The 7,586-nt window shown below is 70.0% G+C and carries 7 protein-coding genes; 5 read left to right on the top strand and 2 right to left on the bottom strand.

The genetic code is table 11. From position 1 onward, the window contains the following. The 3 genes from E1298_RS41270 to E1298_RS41260 form a co-directional block, all read left to right on the top strand. A partial coding sequence (locus tag E1298_RS41270; protein ID WP_341770695.1) for a hypothetical protein occupies positions 1–402 on the top strand: 402 nt, incomplete at its 5' end. Between the two features lie 105 nt (positions 403–507). Then, positions 508–816 carry a DUF3817 domain-containing protein gene (locus E1298_RS41265; protein WP_243726152.1) on the top strand — a complete coding sequence of 103 codons (309 nt, stop codon included), beginning with the start codon at positions 508–510 and terminating at the stop codon, positions 814–816. A gap of 74 nt (positions 817–890) precedes the next feature. Beyond that, positions 891–1,814, top strand: coding sequence for a bifunctional helix-turn-helix transcriptional regulator/GNAT family N-acetyltransferase (locus E1298_RS41260; protein WP_131902827.1), 924 nt, complete (start codon positions 891–893; stop codon positions 1,812–1,814). A gap of 1,107 nt (positions 1,815–2,921) precedes the next feature. Here the strand turns inward: E1298_RS41260 and E1298_RS41255 are convergent. Both E1298_RS41255 and E1298_RS41250 read right to left on the bottom strand, forming a co-directional pair. Beyond that, entirely contained in the window at positions 2,922–3,965 is a 1,044-nt protein-coding gene (locus E1298_RS41255) for a protein kinase family protein (RefSeq protein ID WP_131902826.1), read from the bottom strand. A 773-nt stretch (positions 3,966–4,738) separates the two neighbouring features. Continuing rightward, a complete protein-coding gene (locus E1298_RS41250) occupies positions 4,739–5,536 on the bottom strand; it encodes a class I SAM-dependent methyltransferase (protein WP_131902825.1) in 798 nt (265 codons plus the stop codon). A 167-nt stretch (positions 5,537–5,703) separates the two neighbouring features. On the opposite strand from E1298_RS41250, the gene pafA reads away from it, so the two are divergent. Continuing rightward, complete coding sequence (pafA, locus tag E1298_RS41245) at positions 5,704–7,062, top strand: Pup--protein ligase (protein ID WP_131902824.1); 1,359 nt, start codon at positions 5,704–5,706, stop codon at positions 7,060–7,062. Between the two features lie 222 nt (positions 7,063–7,284). Further along, a partial coding sequence (locus tag E1298_RS41240) for an LON peptidase substrate-binding domain-containing protein (protein WP_207945150.1) occupies positions 7,285–7,586 on the top strand: 302 nt, incomplete at its 3' end.

Raw genomic sequence — 7,586 nt, 5'->3', positions numbered from 1 at the left:
GGTGTGCTCGGGTTCCGCCGGGGCGGGGGTACGCTCGTTGACGTGCGACGGTTCTTCACCCCAGGCTGGCTCGGGCTGCACGTGCTGGCGATCGTGCTGTGCGGCTCGTTCCTCGGCTTCGGCTGGTGGCAGTACGACCGCGCCCAGTCCGGCAACGACCGCAGCTGGGCCTACACCTTCGAGTGGCCGATCTTCGCGCTCTTCGTGATCGTGATGTGGGTCAAGATGATCCGGGACGAGCGGGACGGCGTGGAGCCCCAGGCGCCCCGCGTGATCGAGGAGCCCGCGGAGGCCGAGGTCAAGCGGGAGATCATCCGCCGGCAGGAGGAAGAGGATCCGGCGCTCGCGGCCTACAACCGCTACCTGGCGCGCCTCAACAGCGAGACGCACCGGCGCGACTGACCGAGGCGCGGTGCCCGGGGGAGTTTCCAAGTGAGTTGGCGGGGACCTGGCTGATCGACAGGTTGGCGGGTTGTTCTACGAGAGGTGTGGTCTGTGGAAGGCGCGGTGACCAGGTATCGCATCCTGGCCCTGGTGGTCGGCACTCTCCTGGTGCTGCTGGTGGTCGGCATGGTGCTGAAGTACGGGCCGTCCGACCAGCCGGCGATGGCGGGCATCGTGGCGCCGGTGCATGGCCTGCTCTACATGGTGTACCTGGTGGTGTCCTATGACCTGTGGCGGCGTGCCGGGTGGCCGGTGGGACGGATGGTGCTGATCGTGCTCGGCGGCATCGTCCCGCTCATGACCTTCTTCGTCGAGCGCAAGGTCGTCCGGGAGGCGCGCGCTCTGGGCGCGGCCGTACAGGTCGGTGCCTGACGATCTCCAAAAGGGCTGGATCTTCAGCCGCCGCGTCCCCTAATGTTTGACCGAGTCAAGCATTTGGAGGCGGCATGGAGGTGACCGCGGCGGACGTCGGGACGGTCCGGGCGTTCAACCGGTTCTACACCGGCGTCATCGGGGTGCTCGGCGAGGGCCTGGTGCGCACGCCGTACTCCCTCACCGAGGCAAGGGTGATCTTCGAGCTGGCCCAGCGCGCGGACACCGAGGTGCTGGCGCTGCGCCGCGCGCTCGACCTCGACGCCGGCTACCTCAGCCGGATGCTGGCCCGGTTCGAGAGCGACGGCCTGGTCGTCCGCGAGCGGTCGGCGGACGACGCGCGGCGCCAGGTCGCCCGGCTGACGCCGCGGGGCCGGGAGGTGTTCGCCATGCTGGACGAGCGGTCCCGGTCCGAGATCCGCGGGCTGCTGGACGGCCTGCCCGGCGAGGACCGGCACCGGCTCCTCGCCGCCATGCGCACGATGCACGGGATCCTCGGTGACGGCCCGCGCCCCGACCGGTTCGGACTGCGTCCGCTGCGTCCGGGCGACCTCGGCTGGGTGGTGCAGCGCAACGGCGCCCTCTACGACGAGGAGTGCGGATGGGACCGCACCTACGAGGCCCTCGTCGCCAAGGTCGTCGCCGAGTACGTCGAGCACCACGACCCCGAGCGGGAGAACGCCTGGATCGCCGAGGTGGACGGCGTTGCCATGGGCAGCGTCTTCTGCGTCCGGCGGGAGGACGACGTCGCCCAACTGCGGCTGCTGCACGTCGAGCCGGACGCGCGCGGCATGGGCATCGGCGCCGCGCTGGTCGAGGAGTGCGTGCGCTTCGCGGACAAGGTCGGCTACTCCGAGATCATGCTGTGGACGACCGCGCTCCAGCGGCCCGCGCACCGCATCTACGGGCGTGCCGGGTTCGTCCTGGAGGTGGAGGAGCCTCCGGCGCGCCGCTTCGGGGACGTGATCCACGGGCAGGTCTGGCGCAAGAAGCTCTGACCGGCGGCGAACCTCGGCCCGCGAAGGCACGTCGCCTCCGCAGGCCGGGCTCCGCAGCGATCTCTAACTGCGTGGTGGCGGCCGGGACGGGGGTCGGACGGAGTCCGGCCGCCGATGTTCACCGGCATCGCGCCGGTTCCGATCGAGGCGTGACCTCACCTCCTTCCGATGCCGAGCCGGGCGGGGGCGTGACGACCGCCCGGCAGGCGTGTACGGGCGCCGCGTCGACGTATGGACGGCGACGTCGGCGCGGGACGCTGAGGCCGGGCCGGCGGCACTGCTCGAAGGTGCCGCCGGCCCGGCGGCGGAGGACGTCGATGCCGCGGGGGCGAGCGGCACCGGCGTCCGGCGGGGGTCGTGCGTCGCGGGGAACGGGACCGTGCCGGCCGATCCCGTACGGCCGAGGACCCGAGGTGTGTCGCCGTGCTCCGGCACCGCCGCATGCGCCGGGGGACGGGGCGCGCCGCGGCGGAGCGGGCCGGGAACGTCCTCGGCCGTACGGACCGGGCCGCGAGGGGAGCGGCTTGCGGGGACCGAGAAGCGCCGTTCACGCGCTGTGATCCTCATTCGACCCCTCCCTCGTGCTGACGGCCTCCGGACCTGGGGCTTTGCCCTCCGGAGAGCTCGCCGTTCACCCTGTGTCACGATCTCGTTGCGGTAAGTACCCCAGCGTCATGCGGACGTAAACCGGAGTCGGCACAAAGAATCGAGATCACCGCGAGGTCTTTAACCGCACATTGCCAAGGACCTCCGCAAGGCAAAGCATCCCGCCCTCGCCGACCGAGCCGATCATGACCGCGACGGCCTGGAGGCCGTCCTCACACGGGCCGCCCTCGTCCGCGACGGCACGCTGCGCTGGACGGACGCACCCGCTTCACCGGCGTCGACTCCCAGACCGCCCCCCGCTCCCGAACGAGAACGCTCCCGCGACACCGGCGAACTCGTCCAGCCGACGCAGGAGTGCCCCCGGCCAGAGTCGCCGAGGGAGCCGTATACGTCAGTGGCACCGCCCGGGCTGGTGTGGGGGCCCGGGCGGTGCCGGCCTTGGTGACGCGGACGAGACTCGGTCATCCGCCGCAGGCGTCTCACCCGCGCCGAAGGACGTCATCACGTGGAGTCTCGCGGACGGCGTGCTGGGAGCGGGGGCAGGGCGGGCCAGCGGTCGAGCATCTGGTTCCGCATCCCCGTGACGAGGAGGTGGATATTGGCGAGGTCGGCGCGGTCGGCTGTGACCTCCTGGGCGACGGCGAGGCGGTGGAGGAGCCGTTGCCGGGCGGAAGCGGTGCCCCAGTACCAATCGCGTCGAGTCACCCGTGCGAGGTGGTCGGTCCCGTCGCGGTGCGCCCGTTCGACGAGGGCGTCGCCCTGCATCAGCCAGCCGAGGCACGCGTCGGTGAGGTCGCCCTGGGGCTCGGTGCCCGTGGCGGCGCGCCAGGCCGCGTGGTAGGCGTCCTCGGCGCGGCGGAGCAGCGGGGCGGGCGTCGCGGTGACGCACCAGCAGGTCGGGAATCCGACGCGCAGGTAGGCCAGTTCGATCAGCCCGTCGCCCAGCGCGGCCTGCTCCAGATCGATGAACCGGATCCCGTCGCCGGTGTAGAGGTCGTTGCCGGGGCAGGGATCGCCGTGCAGGAGCGAATGTCCCTTCACCTGGCTGAGCCGGTGCAGCAGATCGTCGAGTTCCGGGTGGACGGACAGGGGCACCTCGACGTCCAGCTCGCAAGCGAACTTGAAGAAGGCCCACGTATCGTCCGGGCTCGGCGGGGACCACTGCGGCAGTGCGCCGATATCGGCCTCGCCCGTGGCCGCGTGCAGCCGGGCGAGCGCCGTCGCGTAGTCGACCACCCAGTCGTAGGGCGGGGTGCCGCCGTCAAGGTGTTCCAGGACGAGGACCCGCTCGCCGGGGTCGGCGCCGAAGATCGCGGGCACCAGGGGCGGATCGGCCCGGGCGGCGAGGCGGAGCGCGGTGATCTCGCGCTGGAAGCGCTCGTCGGGGTCCGGACCCCCGACGATCTGCTTGATCACCACCGGGGTTCCGCCTATCTCGGCTCGGCACACCAGTGATCGGGGGCTGCTGTCGAGCTGGCGTACCCGGGTGATGGGGCCGAGCTGGGCCCGCAGCCGGTACCCGAACGCTGGCTTCGAGGAGGGCATCCGCATGTCCCTTCGCTGTGGTTTCCCGGTCGAGTGGCGGATCGACGTTGTATCGCGAGGCGCCGGCGCCGCGCCGGGGCCACGGCGGCTTCGCGCGGGAAGAGCTTCACGGGGGCCTCCTCGGGGGTACGCGAGCCGGTCGCTCATTCCCTTGTTCGCGCGCGACGGCCCGGCGGATTGGACGATCGGCGCCTCCCGGCGCCGTCCCGTCGCGCTCGCGCATCCCATTGATCATGTACGCCAGGTTCCAGCCACCCGCACCGGCTGGCAACCGAAAAGACGATTTCGTCCGAAAGGGGCAGTCGTCGCCTCCGGGGCAACCTGATGGTGGCCGCACACGCTGAGCTGCAATTCGACGAGTACGTCCGCACGCGATACCGGTGTCGGTCGTTCATCTCAACCTGGCGGATTCCGCGGCCCTCACGCGCTGGAGACGAACGCGCGCCCCGGCGCATGGATCCCCGAGGCCCTCTTCGTGGCTCGTGGTTTGCGCACACTCGCGCCACCTCCCTGAGCTTCCCGAACAACCTCGACCCGATCAGGCGGAACCTGCACGGCGACCGGCGCCTGACGCGGCCGGTCACAGCATGACAGCGGGCCATTGAGGAAGTGCAGCACCGCTTCATGGGCTCGATACCTGAGGGCGGCCCGCCGGCCGAGCCGCATCGGGCCGTGCTAGCCGGATCAGAGTGGATGATCTCGTTCGGACTTGCTTTCACATTTGCCGGTGGATGTTGGTGGCGCGTGTCTGGTGAGCGCCGTCGGCATGACACTCATAGGCGTCGGCCGATGGTGAGGACGGCGGACCAGTGGCGGGTGAGTCTCCCGTCCGGGCGACTGGCGAGTCTGCGACGTATTTCGCGGTAGAGGTGCTCGCGTTTGGCGGGTTCCATGGAGATGTGGCCGGAGAAGGTCTCCAGCAGGGCGATGTACTCGTCCGCGGTGTAGCGCCGGGCCCAGACGTAGCGCCGTGTCCCGACGACCGTGAAGTGTCCGGAGACAACGAACTCGGTGGCGGTCGGGTCAGGCTGGTCCTCGGGCGGTGGCGGTGGCCAAGGGCTGCCGTCGCCTTCGCCGATCTCCTCATAGACCCACTGGATCTCGGTGAAGAACGGGTCGAAGCCGTGGGGGAAGGCGTGCCCGGCGTTCCAGTCGGCCAGGTGACCGCCATGGGTGAGGAGGGCGGCGGCCTTGGTGTACTTGGCTTCCGGGTTCACCCATTTCCATGCGGTGGCGGCGTAGACGAGGTCGAAGAGGACGTCGGCCGGCGGTTCCCAGTCCTCGAACGATGATGTGATCACCGAGACTTGGTCGAATTCGGCAAGGAGCTGCCGTGCCCGGGCCGCCAGGGCGTCGCCGAGTTCTACCGCGGTGATGCGGAAGCCCATCCGTGCCAGTGGCAGTGTTGCCTTTCCTGGGCCGCATCCCACTTCGAGCAGGTGCGCGCGCGGTTCGACCCCTGTGAGGGCGAGCAGGTCGGAATACAGCTCGTCAGGGTAGTCGGGGCGCGCGTCCTGATAGAGCGCGGCCGCTCTGTTGAAGGTGGCTCGCAGCCGACGCTCTTGGGACATGCCTCAATGTTGCCCGGCGGCGTGGTCTGGCTGGTGGGCCAGGATGGCGTTCTTGGTGTCCACCGGGCGGTTGCACGGGTTCGAGAGTTTGGAAGAACCTGTGCACGGCGCAGTCCCGGAGGCCTCAGGGACTGCCAACCGGGCATCGGGCCGCATACGCTCGCGGTGTGGACAGGCGCATTTTCGGGCTTGAGAACGAGTACGGCGTGACGTGCACCTTCCGCGGGCAGCGGCGGTTGTCACCGGATGAGGTGGCCCGCTATCTGTTCCGCCGGGTGGTCTCGTGGGGCCGCAGCAGCAACGTGTTCCTGCGCAACGGCGCCCGGCTGTACCTGGACGTGGGAAGCCACCCCGAGTACTCCACGCCCGAGTGCGACAGCGTCGTGGATCTGGTGACCCATGACAAGGCGGGCGAGCGGATCCTGGAGGGTCTGCTCGTGGACGCCGAGGGCCGGTTGCGCGAGGAGGGCATCGCCGGCGACATCTACCTGTTCAAGAACAACACCGACTCGGCCGGCAACTCCTACGGCTGCCACGAGAACTACTGCGTCCGCCGCCAAGGCGAGTTCGGCCGCCTCGCCGACGCGTTGATCCCGCACCTGGTGACCCGGCAGATCATCTGCGGGGCGGGCAAGGTGCTGCAGACGCCGCGCGGCGCGGTCTACTGCGTGTCGCAGCGGGCCGAGCACATCTGGGAGAGCGTGTCCTCGGCGACCACCCGCTCCCGGCCGATCATCAACACCCGCGATGAGCCGCACGGTGATGCCGAGCGGTTCCGGCGGCTGCACGTGATCGTCGGCGACTCCAACATGAACGAGGCCACGATGCTGCTCAAGGTCGGCGCGACCGACCTGGTGCTGCGGATGATCGAGGCCGGCGTGGTGATGCGGGACCTGACCCTGGAGAACCCGATCCGGGCGATCCGCGAGGTCAGCCACGACATGACCGGAAGAAGAAGGGTCCGGCTGGCCAACGGCCGGGAGGCCAGCTCGCTGGAGATCCAGGAGGAGTACTACTCCAAGGCCAAGGACTTCGTGGACCGCCGCGGCGGCGACGCCGTGACGACCCGGGTGCTGGACCTGTGGGAGCGGACCCTGCGGGCGGTGCGGACCGGCGATCTCGACCTGGTGGCCCGGGAGATCGACTGGGTGACCAAGTACCAGCTCATCGAGCGTTACCGCAGCAAGTACGACCTGCCGCTGTCCTCGCCGCGCGTGGCGCAGCTCGACCTGACCTACCACGACGTGCGCCGCGACCGCGGCCTCTACTACCTGCTGGAGAAGCGCGGCTCGGTCGAGCGCGTGTCGCGGGACCTGGACATCTTCGAGGCCAAGTCGGTGCCGCCGCAGACCACGCGGGCCCGGCTGCGCGGCGAGTTCATCCGCAGGGCACAGGAGAAGCGGCGCGACTTCACCGTCGACTGGGTCCACCTGAAGCTCAACGACCAGGCCCAGCGCACCGTCCTGTGCAAGGACCCGTTCCGGTCGGTGGACGAACGCGTCGACAAGCTCATCGCCGGCATGTGACACCCACAGCGCGGGGGCATCCGAGCCGCCGCACGACGACCGCCCACTGAGATCACCTCAAATTGCCGTGCCCGGCCACAGGGGTGATCGCTGAGAGCGAACGTTGTTGAGGAAACAAAAAGCTGCTCCGTTTTCTTGAGTGAGTATGACTCAACTTGGTGTTGGGTCCCCGGGTGACCGGGGCGGCCTGGTGGCCGTTGGACGCACGGACTGGAGCTGAGCATGAGCGAGAACCTGACGCTGCCGGTGCTGCCTCTGGACGAGGGGGCCGTGCTGCCGGGCATGGTGGTGCCCCTGGATCTGTCCGAGAGCGGCGAGGTGCGGGCGGCCATTGAGGCGGCGCGGGCGGTGGCCCGGGCCAAGGGGCCGGGGATCCGGGCGGTGGAGAAGCCGCGGGTGCTGCTGGTGCCGCGGCTGAACGGGCAGTACGCCGGTGTCGGGACGCTGGGCGTGATCGAGCAGGAGGGACGGCTGCCCGGGGGTGAGCCGGGCGCGGTGGTGCGCGGGGTCTCGCGGGTGCGGAT

It is taken from the genome of Actinomadura rubrisoli (assembly GCF_004349215.1).
Classification (GTDB): domain Bacteria; phylum Actinomycetota; class Actinomycetes; order Streptosporangiales; family Streptosporangiaceae; genus Spirillospora; species Spirillospora rubrisoli.
The sequence above is the reverse complement of the archived record's forward strand: the minus strand, read 5'-3'. Positions and strand labels throughout refer to the sequence as shown.

Coding starts and splice junctions, on each gene's coding strand:
- E1298_RS41260 (WP_131902827.1), top strand. CDS start 891: ATGGAGGTGACCGCGGCGGACGTCGGGACGGTCCGGGCGTTCAACCGG.
- E1298_RS41255 (WP_131902826.1), bottom strand. CDS start 3,965: ATGCCCTCCTCGAAGCCAGCGTTCGGGTACCGGCTGCGGGCCCAGCTC.
- E1298_RS41250 (WP_131902825.1), bottom strand. CDS start 5,536: ATGTCCCAAGAGCGTCGGCTGCGAGCCACCTTCAACAGAGCGGCCGCG.